We start from the raw sequence: 19,541 nt of genomic DNA, 5'->3' as shown, positions 1-19,541 counted from the left end.
CAATGCCTGCGGGCAGATTGTTCCTTTTTACCCGCTCCTGCAAGAACGGGTGGTGCTAGGAACAGCCTGCGTCGCGCACGAAGCTGAGAGTTTCAGATGCGTCGGCCAAGAATAAGGCCGGTAATCGCCGCAATCGCGGCAATCCCCAGCACCGTCTGGGCGGCGAGCGGCGGCGCCGGCGGAACGGCCGGCCCTACCGGCGCGCGAATCGCTGCCGCCCGCAGGTCGAACGAGGAGGCGGCCCGCCGTGAGCGCGTCCTCAGCCGCGCATAGGCGACGATCAGCAGGAGGAGGCCGACGACGAAGGACAGCGCGGCGATCAGCAGCGCCGCCACCACCGGATCATAGGCTTCGGCCAGCGCGATGAAGAGCGCGACCATCAGGGCGACCAGCGCGCCGCCGAACAGCAGCGCGCCGAGCAGCAGCAGCAGCGCGGTCGTCGCGGCGCGGCGCAGCGCAAGGTTGACCTCGGCGCCGACGAAACCGGCCAGCAGCTTCAGCATCACCGGCTCCGCGAGATCAGGCCGAAGACGAAGCCGATGCCGAGCGCCGCGGCCACCGCGGCAAAGGGATTGCGTTCAATGGCGCCGCTGGCGTCGCGGCAAAGCGCGGAAGCGCAGGCCTTGGCATCCTCCACGGCGGCGGCGCCCTCGTCGAGCAGGCCGGCGGCGGTGGCTTCGGCCTGCGCCTTGCCGCTGCGCACCTTTTCCCGCACGGTTTCGGCGGCGGCGGCGCCTTCCTGCCTGGCCAGCGTCGCCAGCGATTCGGCGAGCTTGGCGACATCTTCCCGCAGGGCGGCGAGATCGGCGGTGAGCTTGGAGAAGTCTTCCTGCGGATTCGGATCGGCCATGCTCGTCTCCTGTGCCTTACCCCGGTGGGTGCGGGCGATAACGCTTTGGCGCCGCCGCGGTTCCAGCCTATGCGGTAATCAGATGCGCTGGAACTCGTAATAGCCCGGTATTCGTCCCTCGCGCCGCGCTTTGGCCTCGTAGCGGGTGCCCGGCCACCCGGCCCAGGGCAGCCGCCAGTCGTCGGCGACCCGCGCCGTCCAGCGGAAGCGGGCGTCGGCCAGCAGGTGGCGCAGCGTCCAGGCCGCGTAGTCCTCGACATCGGTGGCAAAACGAAAATGCCCGCCGGGCGCCAGCAGCCGGGCGAAACGGTCGATATTGTCCGGCCGCACGAAGCGGCGCTTCCAGTGCCGGCGCTTCGGCCAGGGATCGGGATAGAGCAGGTCGATGCGGGCGAGCGAACCGGCCGGCAGCCGGTCGAGCAGCGGCACCACGTCGTCGCCGTAGAGCCGGACATTGGCGAGCCCGGCCTCGACGACGCCGGCCGTCGCCTTGGCGACGCCGTTCACGAAGGCCTCGGCGCCGATATAGCCGATGCCGGGATGCCGCGCGGCCTCGGCCAGCAGGTGCTCGCCGCCGCCGAAGCCGATCTCCAGCCGCACCTCGGCGATCGGAAGTGGGAACAGCGCCGACAAAAGCGGGCGGTCGGGCGTCGCCGGATCGTCGAGCATCGCCAGGTCGTCGAGCATCGCCAAATCGATCTGCAGCCGCGGCAGGTGTTCCTGCAGATGCTGGTTCTGGAGGGCGCGCAGCGGCTTGCCCTTGCGCCGGCCATAGAAGCCGGTGCCGGGCGCCGCGGTATCGCGGGTGTGCGCGTTGTCCGCGCTGGTCATGAGGCGTCACCGAAAGCAGGGCGGGGCGGACCCGCAGATCCGCCCCGCATTAAGATCAGCCGTGGAAAGGCGCAAGCCGGGATCGATCGCCCCGGCCCGGTTCTGTCCGGTCGCGGCTGCCGGGCTCAGCCCACGGCGGCGCGGATCGCCGCGGCGAGGTCGGTGCGTTCCCAGGAGAAGCCGCCATCCTCTTCCGGCGCGCGGCCGAAATGGCCATAGGCGGCGGTGCGGGCATAGATGGGCCTGTTGAGCTCGAGATGCTCGCGGATGCCGCGCGGACGCAGGTTCATCACCTCGCGCAGCACCTTCTCCAGCCGGGCCTCCTCGACCTCGCCGGTGCCGTGCAGGTCGACATAGACGGCGAGCGGGTCGGAGACGCCGATCGCATAGGCGAGCTGGATGGTGCAGCGCTGCGCCAGTTCGGCGGCGACCACGTTCTTGGCCAGGTAGCGCGCGGCATAGGCGGCCGAGCGGTCGACCTTGGTCGGGTCCTTGCCGGAGAAGGCGCCGCCGCCATGCGGGGCCGCGCCGCCATAGGTGTCGACGATGATCTTGCGGCCGGTCAGGCCGCAATCGCCGTCCGGGCCGCCGATGACGAACTTGCCGGTCGGATTGACGTGCCACACGGTGGACGGGGTGATCCAGCTCTGCGGCAGCGCCTCGCGGATATAGGGCTCGACGATGTTGCGCACGTCGTGGGAGGACAGCTCGGCGTCGAGATGCTGGGTCGACAGCACGATCTGCGTCACCTCGACCGGCTTGCCGCCCTCATAGCGCACGCTCACCTGGCTCTTGGCGTCGGGGCCGAGCACCGAGCTCTCGCCGGAATGGCGGGCATTGGCCAGCACCTTGAGGATGCGGTGGGCGTAGTAGATTGGTGCCGGCATCAGTTCCGGCGTCTCGCGGCAGGCATAGCCGAACATGATGCCCTGGTCGCCGGCGCCTTCGTCCTTGTTGCCGGTGGAATCGACGCCCTGGGCGATGTCGACGGACTGGGCGTGCAGCAGCACCTCGATATCGGCGTCTTCCCAGTGGAAGCCGTCCTGTTCGTAGCCGATGTCGCGAATGGCGAGGCGGGCGATGTGCGAAATGAAGTCGCGGGTGATGGCGGCCGGGCCGCGGGTCTCGCCGGCGATCACCACGCGGTTGGTGGTGGCGAGGGTTTCGCAGGCGACGCGCAGGTGCCCCGGATCCCAGCCGAGTTTCGGGCCTTCACGGAAAAAGGCGTCGACCACTTCGTCGGAAATGCGGTCGCAGACCTTGTCGGGATGGCCTTCGGAAACGGATTCGCTGGTAAAAACATAGTCTTGTCGAGACACGTCTCGGCTCCTCATCTCACCACCGGCGCGGCGAAGACGTCCGGCTGGCCCTTTCTGGCAATAGCGGCCAGACAGGTCAAGTTTTGCCGCCGGATTTGTTCGGAAAAACGAACGGGCGCGCCGCCGCTCGCTCAGGCGCCGTCGTCCTGGTCGGCGAGAGTCTCGACGAGATCGACGATTCGCCGGCGCACCTTGGGATCGGAAATGCGGGTGAAGGCGCGGGTGAGCGCCAGGCCTTCCGATGTGGCGAGGAAATCCGCCACATAGGCGGGCGAGGCCTCCTCGGCCAGCCCGGACATCGTCACGCCGGTGGAAGGTGCGCCCTCGAAAAAGAACGCGACCGGCACGCCCAGCACGCTGGAAATATTCTGCAACCGACTGGCGCCGATGCGGTTTGTGCCTTTTTCGTATTTCTGAATCTGCTGAAAAGTAATACCCAAGCTTTCTCCCAATTTTTCCTGACTCATGTTGATCATCATCCGGCGCATGCGCACGCGGCTGCCAACATGCCTGTCAATTGGGTTAGGAGACTTCTTGGTCATCGGCTTCCCCGATTCGGACAAAAAAATACCTTCCCTCCCCTCGCAGGCAGGAAAAGCGCATCGATCAGGGCAGGCAGTCTAGGCAAACTACGCGCACACGTCGATCAATCCCTGCGTGTATATCCTCGTTGCGATGCAAAGGCGAGTAGCAGGAACAAGACAAGCAGGGAATTGGATACAGAATTGCCAATATTGGCATAAATGGTCGGCGCGAGTGCTTGCGGCAATGCGCCATCAAGCACGCCGCGCGCACCCAGCGGTAGCATGGCAACCACGCGGCCCAACGGATCGACAATGGCGGATATGCCATTATTGGTCGCGCGGATCAGCGGCAGTCCCTGCTCGATGGCCCGCATCCGCGCCTGCTCGAAATGCTGGAACGGACCGGGGGTCTCGCCAAACCAGGCATCGTTACTGACGTTCAGTAATAGGCCCCGCCGATGCACATCATAGGAATTTCTTGCCGATACAATTTCGGTCGGGAATATTGCTTCATAACATATTAGCGGCAAAGCCGGGGGCAATCCCGGAATTTCCATCGGTTTTCGGGTGTCGGCGGCAGAAAAACCGCCACGCACACGTGTAAGTTGCTGGAGCCCGAGCGCTTCAAGCGTTTCCTGGAACGGTAGATATTCGCCGAACGGAACGAGATGCACCTTGTCGGCGGTGGCGACGGTCCGCCCCTGCGAATCGAGGGCCAGCAGGCTGTTATAGACCGCCGGCCGCTGGCCGCTCGGCCGTTCCTCCAGCCGGCCGGCGCCGGTGATCAGCGTCGCCCCGGCGGGCAGCATGGCGCGCAGCCGTGCCAGCGCCTCCGGTTCGCGCTCGAGAAAGAAGGGGAAGGCGGATTCCGGCCAGAACAGATGGGTGACGCCCTCGAGCCCGCCGGCGCTTTCGCTGGTGGCGACATAGAGGTCCATCACGCTGCGGCGGGCGTCGTAGCGGAATTTCTGGTCCTGCGGCAGGTCGGGCTGCATGATGCGCAGCTTCACGCCCGGCACCGTGCCGACCTCGACATGGGCGAGCCGCCAGGCACCGCCGATCCACAGTGCCGCCAGCACCAGGCCGGCGGCGAGCGGCGGCGCGAGGCGCGCGCGCCAGGAGCGGGAGGTATCCAGCAGCGCCACCGGCGTCGACAGGCAGGCGAGGGTGACCAGGCAAAGCCCGGCGATGCCGATCACCGCGCTTGCCTGCGCGAAACGCAGGTCGCTGCCGAGCGCGTAGCCGAAATTGTTCCATGGAAAGCCGGTGAGCAGGAGGCCGCGCAACCCCTCGGCCAGCGTCATCACCGCGGCGAAGCCGAGCAGGCGCGCCGGTCCGCGCGGCCAGATCAGCATGCAGGCGCTGGCGCCGAGGCCGGTATAGAGCGCCAGATAGGCCGGCAGCCCCAGCACGGCGAAGGGCATCAGCCAGGCGAAATCGTCCGCCTGCACCAGGAAGGCGGCGCCGATCCACCACAGGCCGGCGACGAAATAGCCCATGCCGAAGCACCAGCCGAGGCCGAAGGCCGGCCGCAGCGCCGCCCAGGCCGGGGCCTGCCGCGCCCGCACGCCGTCCCGCACGCCGTCGAGCAGCAGCACCAGCACCGGCAAGGTCAGCGCCAGCAGCGGCCAGACGTTGAAGGGTTGCAAAGCCAGTGCCGAGACGGCGCCGGCGGCGAGCGCGATCAGCGCCCGCCGGGGGTAGGGGCCGTCCCGCAGCAGGGCGGCGAGACGGTTCCGCCGGTCGGTGGCCGGCGGGCCGGCGACGGAGCGGTCGCCGGCCGGGCCCGCCGCGCCGGCGGGCAGCGGATCACGCCGCATCGGGTCCGCGCAGCGCGGCGCGCGAATCGGCGCTGGATTGCTGCGCCGGCGGCGGCAGGCTGGCGGTGGAGGCCCGCCCGGCCGGTTCGGCCTCGCGCGGCGCATGTCCATTGCCGCGGGCGGGGGAGATGCGCAGCCGCTTCACCCGGCGCGGATCGGCATCGAGCACCTCGATTTCGAACGGGCCCGGCCCGGCGACGATCTCGCCGCGCACCGGCACCCGCCCGGCCAGCGTCACCAGCAGGCCGCCGAGCGTGTCGACCTCCTCGGCTTCCTCGCCATTGGCGAAGGCCGGGTCCACCATCTCGGCGACCTCGTCGAGGCCGGCGCGGGCATCGGCGATGAAGCTGCCGTCCGGCTGGCGGGCGATCATCGGCGCCTCGTCGTCGTCATGCTCGTCTTCGATGTCGCCGACGATCTCCTCGACCAGATCCTCCATCGAGACGATGCCGTCGGTGCCGCCATATTCGTCGATGACGAGGGCGAGATGGATGCGGCTCGCCTGCATGCTGGCGAGCAGTTCGATCGAGGGCATGGAGGGCGGCACGAACAGCAGCCGCCGGATCAGCCGCGCGGCGCTCAGCGAGGCGGAAAGGTCGATCGCCTTGAGGTTGAACGCCGGTGCCGGTTTTGTGTCGCCGCCGGATCGGGCGTCGCCCGGTTCGGCCTTCGGCTCGCGCGGCCTGCCGAGCGCGGCGGGCGGGCGCGAGGTCATCGCCCGCTGGGTGAGATGGGTGACGAGGTCGCGGATGTGCACCATGCCGACCGGGTCGTCGAGCGTGTCGTCATAGACGACGAGGCGCGAATGGCCGGCATCGGCGAAAACCGCGAGCAGTTCGCCGAGCGGGATGTCCTTCTGCACGGCGATGATGTCGGCGCGCGGCACCATCAGGTCGCCCACGCGCCGCTCGCGCAGTTCCAGGATGCTTTTCAGCATCGCGCGCTCGGTCGCCGACAGGTCGGCGGTGAAATCGGCATTGGATGCCAGCGCCTCGGCGAGATCGCTGCGCAGCGAGCCGGTGGTTCGCCAGCCGCCGATCAGGTGTCGGAGCCGGTCGAGAAGTCCCCCCCGCCCCTCGCCGGCGCGCGGCTCGGTGGGGAGCGGGGTGGGACTTATGCTGGTCCCTGTACTTGGCCCTTCGCCGGCGTCTGCGGGGGGCGGTGTCTTGGAAACGGGATCGGACATGGCCTTCTAGTGGGTTTGATGAACGGGTTCGGTCTCGGCATAGGGATCGGCGATGCCGAGGCCGGACAAGATCCGCCGCTCCATCGCCTCCATCTCCTCCGCTTCGTCCGGTGTCTCGTGGTCGAAGCCGAGCAGATGCAGCATGCCGTGAACGGCGAGATGCGTCAGGTGGTCGTCGAAGCTCTTCTCCTCGGCGGCCGCCTCGCGGGCGACGGTCTCATAGGCGATGGCGATATCGCCCAGATGGGGCTCGCCGGCCTCCCGCGCTACCTGCGGCGTGGGGAATGATAGCACGTTTGTCGCCTTGTCCTTCGAGCGCCAGTCGAGGTTGAGCGTGCGGATGCCGGTGTCGTCGGTGAGCATCACCGCGACCTCGCCCTGCTCGATGCCCAGATCGTACTCTTCCATCGCCCCCTTATGGGCGGCGCGGATCGCCCGCGTCACCAGGCCGGCGGCCTCGGCATGCTCCGGCCAGGGGCCGGCGGCGACGAGGACGTCGACCGCGATGGCGGAGCCGTCGCTCATCGCGGCGGCTCCCCGTCGGCGGCCGGCTTCTGGACCGGTGCCGGCGCTTCCGGCGGGGGGGCGGGGCGGCGGGCGGCGGCCTTGCCGTCATAGGCGGCGACGATGCGGCCCACCAGTTCGTGGCGCACCACGTCGGCGGCGTTGAAGTGGCAGACCTCGACGCCCTCGACATTCTCCAGGAGCCCCACTGCCTCGGCGAGGCCGGAGGTCTGGCCCGGCGGCAGGTCGATCTGGCTGGGGTCGCCGGTGACGATCATGTGCGAATTCTCGCCCAGGCGGGTGAGGAACATCTTCATCTGCATCGAGGTGGTGTTCTGCGCCTCGTCGAGGATGACGCAGGCATTGGCCAGCGTGCGCCCGCGCATGAAGGCGAGCGGGGCGATCTCGATCTCGCCGGAGGTCAGCGCCCGCTCGACATAGTTGCGGTCCATCAGGTCGTGCAGCGCGTCGTAGATCGGCCGCAGATAGGGATCGACCTTCTCCTTCATGTCGCCGGGCAGGAAGCCGAGCCGCTCGCCGGCTTCCACCGCCGGCCGCGAGAGGATCAGCTTGTCGACGATCCGCCGCTCCAGCAGGTGCACGGCGTAGGCGACGGCGAGCCAGGTCTTGCCTGTGCCGGCCGGGCCGACGCCGAATACCAGCGTCTGCCGCTTCAGCGCGCGGATATAGGCGTCCTGCGCCAGGGTGCGGGCGCGCACCGGGCGGCGGCGCAGCTGGATTTCGTCGAAGCTCTGCTTCTTGGTCGCCGGGTCGAAATCGAACAGGAAGCCCTGCGAGGCCGCCTCGCGCAGCACGCCCTCGACATCGCCGGGGGCGATCTCGCCGCCCTTCTTCAGCCGGGCATACAGCGTCTCCAGCACGTGCCGGGCCTGGTCGCAGGCTTCGCGCGGGCCTTCGAGCGTAACGTGGTTGCCGCGCTGCTCGGCGACGATGTCGAGCCGCCGCTCGATGGTGGCGAGGTTCTGGCCGTAATTGCCGAACAACAGGCTGGCCAGCCGGTTGTCGTCGAAGGCGAGCACGATCTGGCTCGACGTGCCGGCGTCGGGGGTCAGCCAGCGGGCCGTCGAAGCTGTCGAGGCCGACTGTGCCGCGGTTCCGCTGCTGCTGCCGCTCCCGCTGCTGCGCGCGCCCGTACGGGTCGCCACCAGCGTCCGATCCGTATCCGATCCTCCACGACGCACCATCACGCCTCCAGTTTTTCGCCCTGCCCCACTAAGCTCGTGCCGGCCGGCACGCCCTCGGGCCAGAATTCGCCCGCGACGATGTCGCCGGAAAGACTCTTGGTGCTGACGTCGCGCACGACCACGCTGGCAAGCGTACCGATCGCCTCGCGCGGGGCGAGCACCACCACGGACTGGAGATAGGGCGAGCGCCCGATGAGCTGGCCGGGCAGCTTGCCGGGCTTTTCCAGCAGGATATCGAAGCGCCGGCCGCGGCAGGCGGCGTCGAAGGCGGCCTTCTGCCTGTCCAGCAGCGCCTGCAGCGCGTAGATGCGCTCGTTCATCGCCGCCTCGGGCACCTGCGCGCCCATCCCCGCCGCCGGCGTGCCGGGGCGCGGCGAGTATTTGAACGAGAAGGCGCCGGCGAAGCCGACCTTTTCCACCAGGTCCATGGTGTCGGCGAAATCGGCATCGGTCTCGCCGGGGAAGCCGACGATGAAGTCGGAGGAGAAGGCGATGTCCGGCCGCGCCGCCCGCACCTTGGCGACCAGCTCGAAATAGGCCTCGCGCCCATGCTTGCGGTTCATCGCCGCGAGGATGCGGTCGGAGCCGGACTGCACCGGCAGGTGCAGATAGGGCATCAGCGCCGGCATGTCGCGATGGGCGGCGATCAGCTCGTCATCCATGTCGCGCGGATGGCTCGTCGTGTAGCGGATGCGGGCAATGCCCGGCACCTCGGCGACGCGCGCCATCAGCTCGGCGAGGTTGGCGCTGCGGCCGTGCGCGTCGAGGCCGTGATAGGCGTTGACGTTCTGGCCGATCAGCGTCACCTCGCGCACCCCGCCCTCGGCGAGGCGCTTCACTTCGTCGAGGATCTTGGCGAGCGGGCGCGACACCTCGGCGCCGCGCGTATAGGGCACCACGCAGAAGGTGCAGAACTTGTCGCAGCCTTCCTGCACGGTGACGAAGGCGGTCGGGCCGCGCTTGGCGATCGCCTGCCGGCTCGGCGGGGCGAGGAAGTCGAACTTGTCCTCGACCGGGAACTCCGTTTCGACGACACCCTTCCTGTGCTGGCCGCGCTTCTCCTGCGCGCGGGCCACCAGTTCCGGCAGCTTGTGGTAGCTCTGCGGCCCGACCACGAGGTCGACGACGCGGGCGCGCTTGATGATCTCGGCGCCCTCGGCCTGGGCGACGCAGCCGGCCACCGCCACCATCGGCGTGCGGCCGGCCTCCTCCTGCGCCACGCGCAGCCGGCCGAGCTCGGAATAGACCTTTTCCGCCGCCTTCTCGCGAATGTGGCAGGTGTTGAGGATGATGAGGTCGGCATCATCGGGCTTGTCGGTCTCGACATAGCCTTCCTTCGCCATGGTGTCCGTCATGCGCTGGGCATCATAGACGTTCATCTGGCAGCCGAAGGAGCGGACGTAAATCCTGCGCGCGTCACCCGGCTCGTGCGTCTCGCGCGGCGCTTCCAATTGACGCGCTTCCTGCTGACGCGCTTCCTGCGTTTCACTCATGGCGTATCGATCGACCCGCCCTGTCCGGCCGTCCCGGCCACAGGGTCGCTGAAGGTTGAGGGCACGGCGCGCGCACCATGCGCCCGTGACGAGGCGCCTCCGCTTGCCGCCGCTCGTTCCCAGGTCGAGATCGTGTACGTCTCCTCGGTCGACACCCGATGTCTGTTTAGCGGGATTCCCGGCAAAAGGAAATGAGCCGCCGTGCCGATTTCCCCGGCCGCCCGCGCCGTCATGCCGGCCGGGGATTGAGCGCTTCCGCCATCATGGCGCGCACCGCGGCCTCGGCGCGGCTTGTCGCCGCCTTGCGGTCGGCCCCGGCGATCGGGGCGCCGAAGCGCAGCTCCACCTCGATGCCGCCGCGCCGCAGCACCTCCAGCAGATGCGGCGCGAGGTCCATGTCGCCGTACCAGGCCACCAAGGGCCGCCGCGCCCGGCCGAGCGGCACCCCGCCCTGCGCCACATAGGCGATGGCCAGAGGCTGCAAGGTGGCCGGCCGACCCTCGGTGCTCGGCCGCGCCGCGCCGACCAGGGCGGAGCGGAACGGCAGCACCCGGTTGCCGTCGCTCGACGTGCCCTCGGCGAACAGCACCACCGGATCGCCGCCGTCGAGCCGGGCGGCGATCTCGGCGCTGACCCGCCCGGTGGCGGCGCGCGCCTGCCGGTCGACGAAGATGGTGCGTTGGAGCCGGGCGAGCAGCCCGATGCCCGGCCAGCCGGCGACCTCGCTCTTGGCGATGAAGCCCAGCGGGAACTGCGCGCCAAGCACGGCAATGTCGAGCCAGGAGACATGGTTGGAGAGGATCATCAGCGGCCGCTCGGCCGCCGGCGCGCCGATCACCCGCACCTTGACGCCGAGCATCGTCAGCACGAAGCGGTGATAAAGCACCGGGATCCACCGCCGGGCGTCGAGCGCCAGCCGCACCGCCAGCCACTGGCAGGGTATGCCGATCAGCGTCGCGATCAGCACCGGTACCAGCACGAGGACGGGGCGCACGGTCTATTTCTTCGGCGTGGAATCGAGCGGCACGCCATAGAGCTCCAGCCGGTGGCCGACGAGGCGGAAGCCGAGCTTGCGGGCGATCTCTTCCTGCAGGTGCTCGATCTCTTCCGAGCGGAACTCCACGACCGTGCCGTTGCGCAGGTCGATCAGGTGGTCATGGTGCTCGTCCGGCACCGGCTCGTAGCGCGAGCGGCCGTCGCGGAAATCGTGGCGCTCGATGATGCCGGCATCCTCGAACAGCTTCACCGTGCGGTAGACGGTGGAGATCGAGATGCGGTCATCCACCGCCACGGCACGGCGATGCAGCTCCTCGACATCGGGATGGTCCTGCGCATCGGCGATGACGCGCGCGATCACCCGGCGCTGGTCCGTCATGCGCAGGCCCAGCGTGACGCAGGCCTCCTCGATGGCGGTCGGCTTGTCGGTCATTCGCGCGTCGTCTCCTTTGCCCTGCTTATGGCGCAACCCGTTGGCTGAGGGCAACCGTTTCCTCCGGCCCTATCCCCGGCCGGAGCGCGCGCCGCCGCCTCACGCGAGGTCGCGCCGCATGGCGATCGCCGCCACCGGCCTGCCGGCGGCGTCGCGATAATAGCCGGGCCGGCGGCCGATCTCGCGAAAGCCGGCTTTCTCGTAGAGCGTCACCGCCGGCCGGTTGCCCTCCTCGACCTCGAGGAACAGCGTGGCGATGCCCTCGGCGGCGAGGCGGGCCATCGCCTTCTGCACCAGGGCGCGGCCGATGCCGCCGCCGCGATGGCTGCGCGCCACGGCGATCGAGAGGATCTCCATTTCCGGCGCCACGCCATGCAGAAGGATGAAGCCGGTCACCCGGCCGCCCGGCCCCTCGGTCGCCACCAGCGCCCGGCTCAGCCGGTCGGCGAGCAGGCGCTCGAACTCCGCCGCCTCCCAGCCGATGCGGAAGCTCGCGGCATGCAGCGCCGCCAGCGCCTCGGCATCGGCGGCGACGGCCGGGCGAAAGGCCGGCGGTGCGCGCCAGGCCCGGGTGATGTCGGTGATCTTCCAGCTCATCGCCGGCCCGCCACCTCGCGTGCTCAGCGGCGGGCGATGCGGGCCGCGGTCTGCGGCTTGGCGTCGGCGTCGCGCAGATAAAGCGGCCGCGGCTCGGATTTGGCCGGGTCGGCCACCGAGGCGAGGCGGGCCAGCCAGACCGGATCGGGGGTATTGGTGGCGACGACCTCGACCGGCGCCGGCGCGGTGCTCGGCCAGGCGCTGGCGAGCAGCGGCCCGCCGGAGCCGACCAGCCGCGCCGGGCCGTTGGCCACCGCGCGCACCGCGTCCTTCAGCGCCAGCTGGCGGGGCGACACCATCACCCGGCCGCCGGGGCCGATCATCTGGATGTACAGATTGTCGTGCCGGGCATCGATGGCGGCGACCACCGGCACGCCGTCATCCTCGGCCAGCAGCGGCGCCGCCAGCGTGGCGAGGGTCGAGATGCCGATCACCGGCCGCCCGGTGGCGAGGCCGAAGCCGCGCGCCGCCGAAAGCCCCACCCGCAATCCGGTGAAGCTGCCCGGTCCCACGGTGACGGCGAACAGGCCGATATCGCCGAATGCGCGGCCGGATTCGACCATGACCTGGTCGACCATCGGCACCAGCGCCTCGGCGTGGCCGCGCGTCATCGCCTGCGAGGCCCGCGCCAGCGTCCGGTCGCTGGCGATATCGTGGAGGGCGACGGAGCAGGCCTCCAGCGCGGTATCGAGGGCGAGAATCAGCATGGCGCCATTATCCTTCGCCTCACCATGCACATGGGCGGCAGGCGAGGCAAAGCCCCGCCGGCGCGCCTCTCCACAGGCAGCCGCCCGGCGCCGCTCGGCGCCGTAAAGCTGGAAGCGCCCGCGCCTTGGGGCGCCGGACGCCCCGGAGGCGGCGGTCCCGGCCGGTCAGACCGGCCGTACCTCGGTGACATCCGGCACGAAGTGCCGCAACAGGTTCTCGATGCCGTTCTTCAGCGTCGCGGTGGAGGACGGGCAGCCGGAGCAGGAGCCCTTCATGGCGAGGAACACCACGCCGTCCTTGTAGCCGCGGAAGGTGATGTCGCCGCCGTCATTGGCCACCGCCGGGCGCACGCGGGTGTCGATCAGCTCGCGGATGGTGTCGACGAGCCCGGCATCCTTCGCCTCGTAGAAGGCATCGTCCTCGGCATGCTCATGGTCCTCCGGCAGCACCGGCTGGCCGGAGACGAAATGCTCCATGATGGCGCCGAGGATCGCCGGCTTCAGATGCGCCCATTCGGCGCGATCCTTGGTGACGGTCACGAAGTCGGAGCCGAAGAACACGCCGGTGACGCCGGGAATGTCGAACAGCTTGACCGCCAGCGGCGAGCGGCCGGCTTCGTCGGGATTGCGCGCCTCGAAGGTGCCGGCGCCGAGCACGCTGCGCCCGGGCAGGAACTTCAGCGTGGCGGGATTCGGGGTCGGCTCGGTCTGGATGAACATGGGATGCTCCTGGCCTACCGGGGTTCAAGGCCCCGGCGACGTGGGTCTGGTAGGGTTATAGATAGGCGCTCATCGCCGCCAAAGGAAGCCTTGGCGCAGCCGGTCCCACCGGCTCGGCACCACCTCCGGCGCCGCCAGCACCTGCCCGAGCGGCGAGGAGGGCGGCACGGCGGAGAGGTCGAGCCGGCGCAGCATCTCGTTATAGAGGTGGAGGCACTGCGAGCGAGGCGTCACCAGGTCCTCGAGGGTCAGCTCCGGGTCGAGCAGCCGGTGCACCTGCGTGTAGTGCAGCGGATAGAACGCCTCGGTCGGCAGCGCCTTGCCGTCGACGCCGCATTCCTTCGCCAGCCAGGTGATGGCGCGCGGCCCCAGCACGCCCCAGGGCATGTCTTGCACGCTGGTGGGGCGGCCCTGCCGGGCGTTCTCGCGCAGCTCGGCCTGCAATGCCTCCGGCAGCCAGGGCGGGATCGGCGTCGGGTCGTCGGCCACCGCGTTGAGGGCGCGCAGCAGCGCGGAATCCTTCGGCAGGCGCAGCACCGCGCCGTTGATGTGGACGTCATCCTCCCAGCCGAGCAGATAGTCCGCCCGCTCCACCGGCTTCAGGCAATAGACGTCGCAATCGACGTACAGGCAGTCGTAGCGCTGCAGCAGCCGGTAGCGGAATACGTTGGCGAACAGCGCGTAGCTGCCGGTCTCGCGATGGCGGATGATTCGCTCCGGCGGCACCAGGCGGGCGGCGTCGGCGAAGGCGACGCCCGGCGGCAGGTCGTGCGGGCGCTGGTAGCCGTGCAGGGTGACCGGATGGCCGGCCCGCACGAAGGAGGAGAGGCAGGCCCGTGCGGTCGGGCCGAGCGCGGGGCCGATCCAGAAGGCATGCACGGGTATGAGGAAACCGAACGGCATGAGGCGCTCCTTGATCGGGCAGGCTGGGCACGGATCGGGCGGCGTCAGGCGAGGGCAACGTCAGGCTGGCAACCTCAGGCCAGGGCAACCTCAGGCCAGGGCAACCTCAGGCCAGGGCGTCGATCTCGGTGTCGGACAAGCCGCCGGGCACGATGGTGACCGGGATCGGCAGGCCGTTCAGCAATCCCGTGGCGAGCGCGGCGATCAGCGGCCCCGGCCCCTCGCTGCCGGTGCCGGCCGCCAGCACCAGTATGGCGATGTCCTCGTCCGCCTCGATGACCTTGAGGATCTCGCCGGCGACCTCGCCTTCGCGCACCGCCTGCTCCGGCTCGATGCCGGACAGGTTGCGGGTGCGGGCGGCGAAGTGGTCGAGCCGCGCCTGTGCCTTGTCGGTGGCTTCGGCGCGCATCAGTTCGGCGACGCCGAGCCACTGGCTCTGCACGTCGGCCAGTTCCAGCACCGCCATCATCACCACCCCGCCCTGGGTGCGGGCGGCGCGGCGGGCGGCGTAATACACCGCCCGGTCGCATTCCGGCGTGTCGTCTATGACCACGAGAAACTTCCGGCGGTGGCCGGGCTCGTGGCTCTGTCGCCTGCGCGGCATGGATGGTCACTCCCCCCGCCGGGCGCGGCGCGTCCCGGCGGCTTCTTCTACCACAGGGCAGGGCGAAGCGAAGCCGGCGCCGATGCTCCTCCGACCGCCCGCCGGGAGCCGTGCCGCTTGCGCAAGCGAACCCGCTGCTGAATGATGAGCCCCGGAAAATCGCCGCCGCACAGGGTCGTGCGCGGCAGGGGCATGGAAGCCCGGTCCCGAGCTCGCCGCTCGGGCCGGGTTTTTTTGTGCCCGTCGCCCGCCCTGTGTCGCCGTCCTGTGTCGCCGTCCTGTGTCGCCGTCCTGTGTCGCCGTCCTGTGTCGCCCGTCCTGTGTCGCCCGCCCTGTGTCGCCGCCCTGTGTCGCCGTCCTCCTACGCCCTCCCCTCATTCCCGCCGCTTGCAGGAGCCCCCAATGGATGCCGATCCGCCGGACCTCGCGTGCTTCCGTCTCGTCGACGAGCCCTATTACACCCCAGTGGGCAACGAGGTGGCGCTGTTTGAGGCGGCGTATCGCGCCCAGGTGCCGCTGATGCTCAAGGGGCCGACCGGCTGCGGCAAGACCCGCTTCGTCGAGCACATGGCCTGGCGGCTGCAGCGGCCCCTGATCACCATTGCCTGCCACGAGGACATGACGGCGGCCGATCTCGTCGGGCGCTATCTGCTCGACGCGCAGGGCACGGTGTGGCGCGACGGGCCGCTGACCCAGGCGGTGCGCGGCGGTGCCATCTGCTATCTCGACGAGATCGTCGAGGCGCGGCAGGACACCACCGTCGTCATCCATCCGCTCACCGACGAGCGCCGGGTGCTGCCGCTCGACAAGCGCAACGAGGTTGTCGCCGCGCCTCCCGGCTTCTTCCTCGTCATCTCCTACAATCCCGGCTACCAGAGCGCGGTGAAGGATCTGAAGGAATCGACCAAGCAGCGCTTCGCCGCCATCGATTTCACCTATGCCGAGGCGGCGCGGGAGGCCGACATCGTCGCCCGCGAGGCCGGCATCGACGCCGGCACCGCCGAGAAGCTGGTGCGCATCGCCGCGGCCTCGCGCAATCTCGGCCACCGGGCGCTGGAGGAGGGCGCCTCCACCCGCACGCTGATCCGCGCCGGCAAGCTGATCGCCCGCGGCATCGCCGCCGCCGAGGCCTGCGACATGGCCATCGTCGCGCCGCTCACCGACGATGCCGATACCCGCGGCGCCTTGCGCTCGGTCGTGGCGGCCTGCCTGTGACGGCGGCCGGTCGGCTCGACGCCGCGGGCGAGGCTGTGCAGGACGATGCGGCGGCGCTGGAGCGCCTGCTGGGCCGCCGGCCGGCGCTGCAGGCCGGGTTCCTCGCGGCGCGGGCGCAGGCCCGGCGTCATCTCGGCGTGGCCGGGCTGCCGCGTTGGGCGGCGCAGGTGAGCGCACTCTATCATGCCAATGCCGGCCCGGCGGTGCTGGAGGCGCTGTGGGGCATCGAGCGGCGCATCCTGCCCGGCGCCGACCTCGACACGTCGGCGGCGCTCTGGCAGGCCGGCCGCACGCTGTGCCGCCAGAGCGGCAGCCGCGCCACCCTCGCGCTGCTCGACGCGCTGGCCGCCCGCCTCGCCTATGGCGGCGACGGGCGCGAGACCGCGGCCCGCCTGGCGGCGCTCGCCGGCCTCGCCGAGCGGGCGCCGGACGCGCTGGCCCCGCTGGCCTCCGTGCTGGCGCGGGTGATGGACGAGCTGCCGCCCGGGCCGATGGCGCAATGGCTCGCCGATGGCCTCGCGCTGTACCCCACCGATCGCCGCCGCCGGGCGACGTGGTTCCGGCTGGAGGATCCGCTGGCGCGGCGGCGCCTCGCCGACCTTGCCGGCGCAGTGCGTTTCGCCGCGCATGAGGAGCGGCTGAAGCTGGTGGCGCAGGCGCTGTTCGGTTTCACGCCGGAGGTGCGGGTCGTTGCCGATCCGGCGCTGATCCGCCCTCGCCTCGCCGGCGGGCTGCTGCTGATGCCGCAGGGTTTCCCGGATCTGCGCCCGGAGGATGCCGCCACCTTCTTCGAGGCGGCGGTGACGCATGCCGCCTGTCATGGCGCCTATAGCCGCGCGCGATTCGCCATCGGCCGGATGAGGCCGGTGCAGCTCGCTCTCGTGTCGCTGCTGGAGGATGCCCGCGTCGAGCGGCTGGCGGCACGCGCCTATCCCGGACTCGGCCGGCTGTGGCGGCGCTTCCATACCGTGGAGCCATCGAGCGCCCGCACCGTCCGTTCGCTGTTCGCGAGCCTCGCCCGCGCGCTGGCCGATCCGGATTTCCACGACGATGACGGCTGGATCGCCAAGGCCCGCGACCTGTTCGAGCGCGCCTTTGCCGAGCATGCCGAACGGCAGGACTTCGTGCCGGAGATCGCCCGCATCCTCGGCCATGACCTCGGCCAGCTGCGCATCTCCTTCGATGCCAGGGCCTATCGCGTCGAACCGGCCTATCGCGACGACGGGCTCGGCCTGTTCGACTGGGACGAGACCGATCCCGACAATGACGACGTGCTGGAACTCGTCGTCGAGGCCGCCCGCCTGCGGCAGGAGGCGGCGGGCGAGGCCCCGCCGGATCCGGCCCCCGCGCCCGCCGGCGGCGCCCGCATGAAGGGCGCGGCGTCTCGGGAAGAGGGCACGATTGCCGGCTATTACCCGGAATGGGACCACCGCCTGCGCACCGAGATCGCCGACCATGTGACGGTGCGGCTCTATGAGCCGGCGGCGCCCGCCGTCTCGCCATTGGCGGCGCGGCTTGACGCGGCGGCCCCCGTCGCTGCCCGCCTCGACGCGCTGATGCGCCGTGCCCGTCTCGACCGGCCGACCCGGCTGCGCCGCCGCCTCGATGGCGAGGAGATCGACCTCGAGGCGGCGCAGGAGGCGATGCTGGCGCGCCGCCTCGGCGAACTGCCCGATCCGCGCATCCACACGCTGCGGCGCCGGCAGGGGCGCGACGTGGCGCTCATGCTGCTGCTCGACGTCTCGCAATCCACCGCCGATCCGGTCGGCCGCGCGGGCGAGAGCGTGCTGTCGACCGCCGCTCTGGCGGTGGGCCTGCTCGGCGCGGCGCTGGACGGCGTCGGCGATCCCTTCGCCGCCCTCGCCTTCGCCTCCAATGGCCGCGAGGATGTCCGCATCACCGGACTGAAAGGCTTCGCCGAGCGCTGGGAGGCCGCGCTGCCGCGCCTCGCCGGCCTCGTGCCGGCCTATTCGACCAGGCTCGGCGCCCCCATCCGCCACGCCGCCGCCGGGCTCGCCCCGCAGGCGACGCATCGCCGGGTGCTGGTCGTCGTCACCGATGGCGAGCCCTCCGACATCGATGTCGAGGACGAGGCCTATCTCGCCGAGGACGCCCGCCGGGCGGTGGCGGGCGCACGCGGCCAGGGGCTCGACGTGTTCTGCGTCGCGCTCGGCGCGGCCGCCGACCGGGCGGCGGCGGCCATCTTCGGCCGCCGCAACAGCTTCCCGATCACGCGGGTGGAGGAACTGCCGGCACGGCTGGCGGCACTGTATTTCCAGCTCACCGTGCGCTGAGGCGCAGAACCGGCGGAGGGCCTCCGCCGGCAGGGCTGGCGCGAAGGTGTGCCGGCTCAGCGATGCCCGGCGGCGAGCTTGGTCGGGATGCCCTCGATCGGGCAGTCCTCCACCCCCGGCGCGGCGCGGGTGATCGCCTCCACCCTGTCGCGGGTTCCCTCGGGGTCGTCGGCCCATTGCTTGTAGAACTGGAACGGCAGGGCGCAGCTGCCGCGCGGGTCGTCGCCGGAATTGATCATGCCGGTATAGCCGCGGTGCAGCAGCTTGTAGAGATGGTTCTGCGCCTGGCCCTTGCTGCGCGCCTCGCGGATCAGCGGCACGGAGAGCTGGGCGAACTGGATGCCCATCTCCTCGGTGCCGCATTCGCCCAGCGTGCGCCCGTCGAAGCCCACCACCGCCGAATGGCCGAAATAGGTGTAGACGCCGTCGAAGCCGGCGGCGTTGGCTACCGCGACATAGACATTGTTGGCCCAGGCCATCGCCTTGGCCATCAGGATCTGCTGCTCCTTGGCGGGATACATGTAGCCCTGGCAGCGCACGATCAGCTCGGCGCCCTTCATGGCGCAGTCGCGCCAGATCTCCGGATAGTTGCCGTCGTCGCAGATGATCAGGCTGATCTTCAGCCCCTTGGGGCCGTCCGAGACATAGGTGCAGTCGCCGGGATACCAGCCCTCGATCGGCACCCAGGGCATGATCTTGCGGTATTTCTGCACGATCTCGCCCTTGTCGTTCATCAGGATCAGCGTGTTGTAGGGCGCCTTGCTGGGGTGCTCCTCATGCTGCTCGCCGGTGAGCGAGAACACCCCCCACACGCCGGCGGTGCGGCAGGCCTCGGCGAAGATCTCGGTCTCCTCGCCGGGCACGGTGGCGGCGGTCGCGTACATCTCCTTGGGGTCGTACATGATGCCGTGGGTGGAGTATTCGGGGAACACCACCAGGTCCATGCCGGGCAGGCCCTGCTTCATGCCGATCAGCATGTCGGCGATCTTGCGGGCATTGGCCAGCACCTCGGCCTTGGTGTGCAGGCGCGGCATCTTGTAATTGACGACCGCGACGCCGACCGAATCCCGGCTCGAGGTGATGTCTCCGTGTTGCATGGCGGTCCTCCGTGAAAGGCGGCCCGTGCGGGCCTCGGTCGGGTGGGGCGGGGAGAAGGCGCGATGCCGCGAGCGCGGCCGGGGCGAGCGCGGCGCGTCGAGGCGGCGGCGGAAGCCGCGGCGTGGCGGTCGGAGCGGGTCGACGGCCCTGTCGGACCCGGAAAACAAAAAAGCCCGGACACCCCTCGCGGGGCGGACCGGGCTACCTAGCCGAAGCGGGAGGACAACACTGTCCGCTCCCGC

General features: G+C 70.2%; 20 protein-coding genes. 2 read left to right on the top strand and 18 right to left on the bottom strand.

All coding sequences use genetic code 11. The annotated features are described in order from the left end of the window. Positions 1-92: 92 nt before the first annotated feature. From J2X65_RS13945 to J2X65_RS13865, 17 genes are all read right to left on the bottom strand, one after another. Positions 93-503: a phage holin family protein gene (locus tag J2X65_RS13945; RefSeq protein WP_310201976.1), complete on the bottom strand. Its 411-nt coding sequence runs from the start codon at positions 501-503 to the stop codon at positions 93-95. Beyond that, on the bottom strand, positions 503-850 hold the full coding sequence (locus J2X65_RS13940; RefSeq protein WP_310201974.1) for a hypothetical protein: 348 nt from the start codon (positions 848-850) through the stop codon (positions 503-505). The genes J2X65_RS13945 and J2X65_RS13940 overlap by 1 nt, the downstream gene beginning before the upstream one ends. 78 nt (positions 851-928) lie before the next feature. Continuing rightward, positions 929-1,681: a tRNA (guanine(46)-N(7))-methyltransferase TrmB gene (locus J2X65_RS13935; RefSeq protein WP_310201972.1), complete on the bottom strand. Its 753-nt coding sequence runs from the start codon at positions 1,679-1,681 to the stop codon at positions 929-931. A 125-nt stretch (positions 1,682-1,806) separates the two neighbouring features. Then, positions 1,807-3,000: a methionine adenosyltransferase gene (metK, locus tag J2X65_RS13930; RefSeq protein WP_310201970.1), complete on the bottom strand. Its 1,194-nt coding sequence runs from the start codon at positions 2,998-3,000 to the stop codon at positions 1,807-1,809. Between the two features lie 131 nt (positions 3,001-3,131). Then, positions 3,132-3,542 (bottom strand): helix-turn-helix transcriptional regulator, encoded by a 411-nt coding sequence (locus J2X65_RS13925; protein ID WP_310201968.1) that lies wholly within the window; start codon positions 3,540-3,542, stop codon positions 3,132-3,134. A gap of 104 nt (positions 3,543-3,646) precedes the next feature. Continuing rightward, positions 3,647-5,344 carry an apolipoprotein N-acyltransferase gene (lnt, locus tag J2X65_RS13920; protein WP_310201966.1) on the bottom strand — a complete coding sequence of 566 codons (1,698 nt, stop codon included), beginning with the start codon at positions 5,342-5,344 and terminating at the stop codon, positions 3,647-3,649. After that, a complete protein-coding gene (locus J2X65_RS13915; RefSeq protein ID WP_310201964.1) occupies positions 5,334-6,530 on the bottom strand; it encodes a hemolysin family protein in 1,197 nt (398 codons plus the stop codon). Before J2X65_RS13915 ends, lnt begins: the two co-directional genes overlap by 11 nt. Before the next feature lie 6 nt (positions 6,531-6,536). Next, positions 6,537-7,055 carry an rRNA maturation RNase YbeY gene (gene ybeY / locus J2X65_RS13910; protein ID WP_310201962.1) on the bottom strand — a complete coding sequence of 173 codons (519 nt, stop codon included), beginning with the start codon at positions 7,053-7,055 and terminating at the stop codon, positions 6,537-6,539. Next, positions 7,052-8,107 carry a PhoH family protein gene (locus J2X65_RS13905; RefSeq protein WP_404977717.1) on the bottom strand — a complete coding sequence of 352 codons (1,056 nt, stop codon included), beginning with the start codon at positions 8,105-8,107 and terminating at the stop codon, positions 7,052-7,054. The genes ybeY and J2X65_RS13905 overlap by 4 nt, the downstream gene beginning before the upstream one ends. Before the next feature lie 131 nt (positions 8,108-8,238). Then, positions 8,239-9,732: a tRNA (N6-isopentenyl adenosine(37)-C2)-methylthiotransferase MiaB gene (gene miaB, locus J2X65_RS13900; protein WP_404977710.1), complete on the bottom strand. Its 1,494-nt coding sequence runs from the start codon at positions 9,730-9,732 to the stop codon at positions 8,239-8,241. A 229-nt stretch (positions 9,733-9,961) separates the two neighbouring features. Next, positions 9,962-10,726, bottom strand: a complete 765-nt coding sequence (locus J2X65_RS13895; protein WP_310201960.1) for a lysophospholipid acyltransferase family protein — start codon at positions 10,724-10,726, stop codon at positions 9,962-9,964. 3 nt (positions 10,727-10,729) lie between these two features. Further along, a complete protein-coding gene (locus J2X65_RS13890; RefSeq protein ID WP_213366904.1) occupies positions 10,730-11,161 on the bottom strand; it encodes a Fur family transcriptional regulator in 432 nt (143 codons plus the stop codon). Between the two features lie 99 nt (positions 11,162-11,260). Further along, positions 11,261-11,758: a ribosomal protein S18-alanine N-acetyltransferase gene (rimI, locus tag J2X65_RS13885; RefSeq protein WP_310201957.1), complete on the bottom strand. Its 498-nt coding sequence runs from the start codon at positions 11,756-11,758 to the stop codon at positions 11,261-11,263. Between the two features lie 23 nt (positions 11,759-11,781). Then, complete coding sequence (gene tsaB, locus J2X65_RS13880) at positions 11,782-12,465, bottom strand: tRNA (adenosine(37)-N6)-threonylcarbamoyltransferase complex dimerization subunit type 1 TsaB (protein WP_310201955.1); 684 nt, start codon at positions 12,463-12,465, stop codon at positions 11,782-11,784. Positions 12,466-12,630: 165 nt separating this feature from the next. Further along, the gene (locus J2X65_RS13875) at positions 12,631-13,185 is read right to left on the bottom strand and encodes a NifU family protein (RefSeq protein WP_310201953.1); all 555 of its coding nucleotides are present in this window, start codon (positions 13,183-13,185) and stop codon (positions 12,631-12,633) included. Positions 13,186-13,254: 69 nt separating this feature from the next. After that, the gene (locus tag J2X65_RS13870; RefSeq protein WP_310201951.1) at positions 13,255-14,088 is read right to left on the bottom strand and encodes a hypothetical protein; all 834 of its coding nucleotides are present in this window, start codon (positions 14,086-14,088) and stop codon (positions 13,255-13,257) included. A 106-nt stretch (positions 14,089-14,194) separates the two neighbouring features. Next, positions 14,195-14,692 carry a universal stress protein gene (locus J2X65_RS13865; protein WP_310201949.1) on the bottom strand — a complete coding sequence of 166 codons (498 nt, stop codon included), beginning with the start codon at positions 14,690-14,692 and terminating at the stop codon, positions 14,195-14,197. A gap of 402 nt (positions 14,693-15,094) precedes the next feature. Between J2X65_RS13865 and J2X65_RS13860 the strand changes: the two genes are divergently transcribed. Both J2X65_RS13860 and J2X65_RS13855 read left to right on the top strand, forming a co-directional pair. Beyond that, the gene (locus J2X65_RS13860; RefSeq protein WP_310201947.1) at positions 15,095-15,907 is read left to right on the top strand and encodes a CbbQ/NirQ/NorQ/GpvN family protein; all 813 of its coding nucleotides are present in this window, start codon (positions 15,095-15,097) and stop codon (positions 15,905-15,907) included. Then, entirely contained in the window at positions 15,904-18,201 is a 2,298-nt protein-coding gene (locus J2X65_RS13855; protein WP_310201945.1) for a VWA domain-containing protein, read from the top strand. The genes J2X65_RS13860 and J2X65_RS13855 overlap by 4 nt, the downstream gene beginning before the upstream one ends. Positions 18,202-18,257: 56 nt before the next feature. Here the strand turns inward: J2X65_RS13855 and J2X65_RS13850 are convergent, their stop codons facing one another. Beyond that, on the bottom strand, positions 18,258-19,298 hold the full coding sequence (locus J2X65_RS13850) for an aliphatic amidase (protein WP_310201943.1): 1,041 nt from the start codon (positions 19,296-19,298) through the stop codon (positions 18,258-18,260). Positions 19,299-19,541 lie beyond the last annotated feature (243 nt).

Origin of the sequence: Ancylobacter sp. 3268 (assembly GCF_031456575.1) — a bacterium.
Classification (GTDB): Bacteria; Pseudomonadota; Alphaproteobacteria; order Rhizobiales; family Xanthobacteraceae; genus Ancylobacter.
Note: the sequence above shows the minus strand (reverse complement) of the source record. Positions and strands in the feature narration are given on the sequence as shown.

Excerpts from the sequence above, each read along its gene's own strand:
- J2X65_RS13945 (WP_310201976.1), bottom strand. The coding sequence starts at position 503 with ATGCTGAAGCTGCTGGCCGGTTTCGTCGGCGCCGAGGTCAACCTTGCG.
- J2X65_RS13940 (WP_310201974.1), bottom strand. The coding sequence starts at position 850 with ATGGCCGATCCGAATCCGCAGGAAGACTTCTCCAAGCTCACCGCCGAT.
- J2X65_RS13935 (WP_310201972.1), bottom strand. The coding sequence starts at position 1,681 with ATGACCAGCGCGGACAACGCGCACACCCGCGATACCGCGGCGCCCGGC.
- J2X65_RS13925 (WP_310201968.1), bottom strand. The coding sequence starts at position 3,542 with ATGACCAAGAAGTCTCCTAACCCAATTGACAGGCATGTTGGCAGCCGC.
- lnt (WP_310201966.1), bottom strand. The coding sequence starts at position 5,344 with ATGCGGCGTGATCCGCTGCCCGCCGGCGCGGCGGGCCCGGCCGGCGAC.
- J2X65_RS13915 (WP_310201964.1), bottom strand. The coding sequence starts at position 6,530 with ATGTCCGATCCCGTTTCCAAGACACCGCCCCCCGCAGACGCCGGCGAA.
- ybeY (WP_310201962.1), bottom strand. The coding sequence starts at position 7,055 with ATGAGCGACGGCTCCGCCATCGCGGTCGACGTCCTCGTCGCCGCCGGC.
- miaB (WP_404977710.1), bottom strand. The coding sequence starts at position 9,732 with ATGAGTGAAACGCAGGAAGCGCGTCAGCAGGAAGCGCGTCAATTGGAA.
- J2X65_RS13890 (WP_213366904.1), bottom strand. The coding sequence starts at position 11,161 with ATGACCGACAAGCCGACCGCCATCGAGGAGGCCTGCGTCACGCTGGGC.
- rimI (WP_310201957.1), bottom strand. The coding sequence starts at position 11,758 with ATGAGCTGGAAGATCACCGACATCACCCGGGCCTGGCGCGCACCGCCG.
- tsaB (WP_310201955.1), bottom strand. The coding sequence starts at position 12,465 with ATGCTGATTCTCGCCCTCGATACCGCGCTGGAGGCCTGCTCCGTCGCC.
- J2X65_RS13875 (WP_310201953.1), bottom strand. The coding sequence starts at position 13,185 with ATGTTCATCCAGACCGAGCCGACCCCGAATCCCGCCACGCTGAAGTTC.
- J2X65_RS13870 (WP_310201951.1), bottom strand. The coding sequence starts at position 14,088 with ATGCCGTTCGGTTTCCTCATACCCGTGCATGCCTTCTGGATCGGCCCC.
- J2X65_RS13865 (WP_310201949.1), bottom strand. The coding sequence starts at position 14,692 with ATGCCGCGCAGGCGACAGAGCCACGAGCCCGGCCACCGCCGGAAGTTT.
- J2X65_RS13860 (WP_310201947.1), top strand. The coding sequence starts at position 15,095 with ATGGATGCCGATCCGCCGGACCTCGCGTGCTTCCGTCTCGTCGACGAG.
- J2X65_RS13850 (WP_310201943.1), bottom strand. The coding sequence starts at position 19,298 with ATGCAACACGGAGACATCACCTCGAGCCGGGATTCGGTCGGCGTCGCG.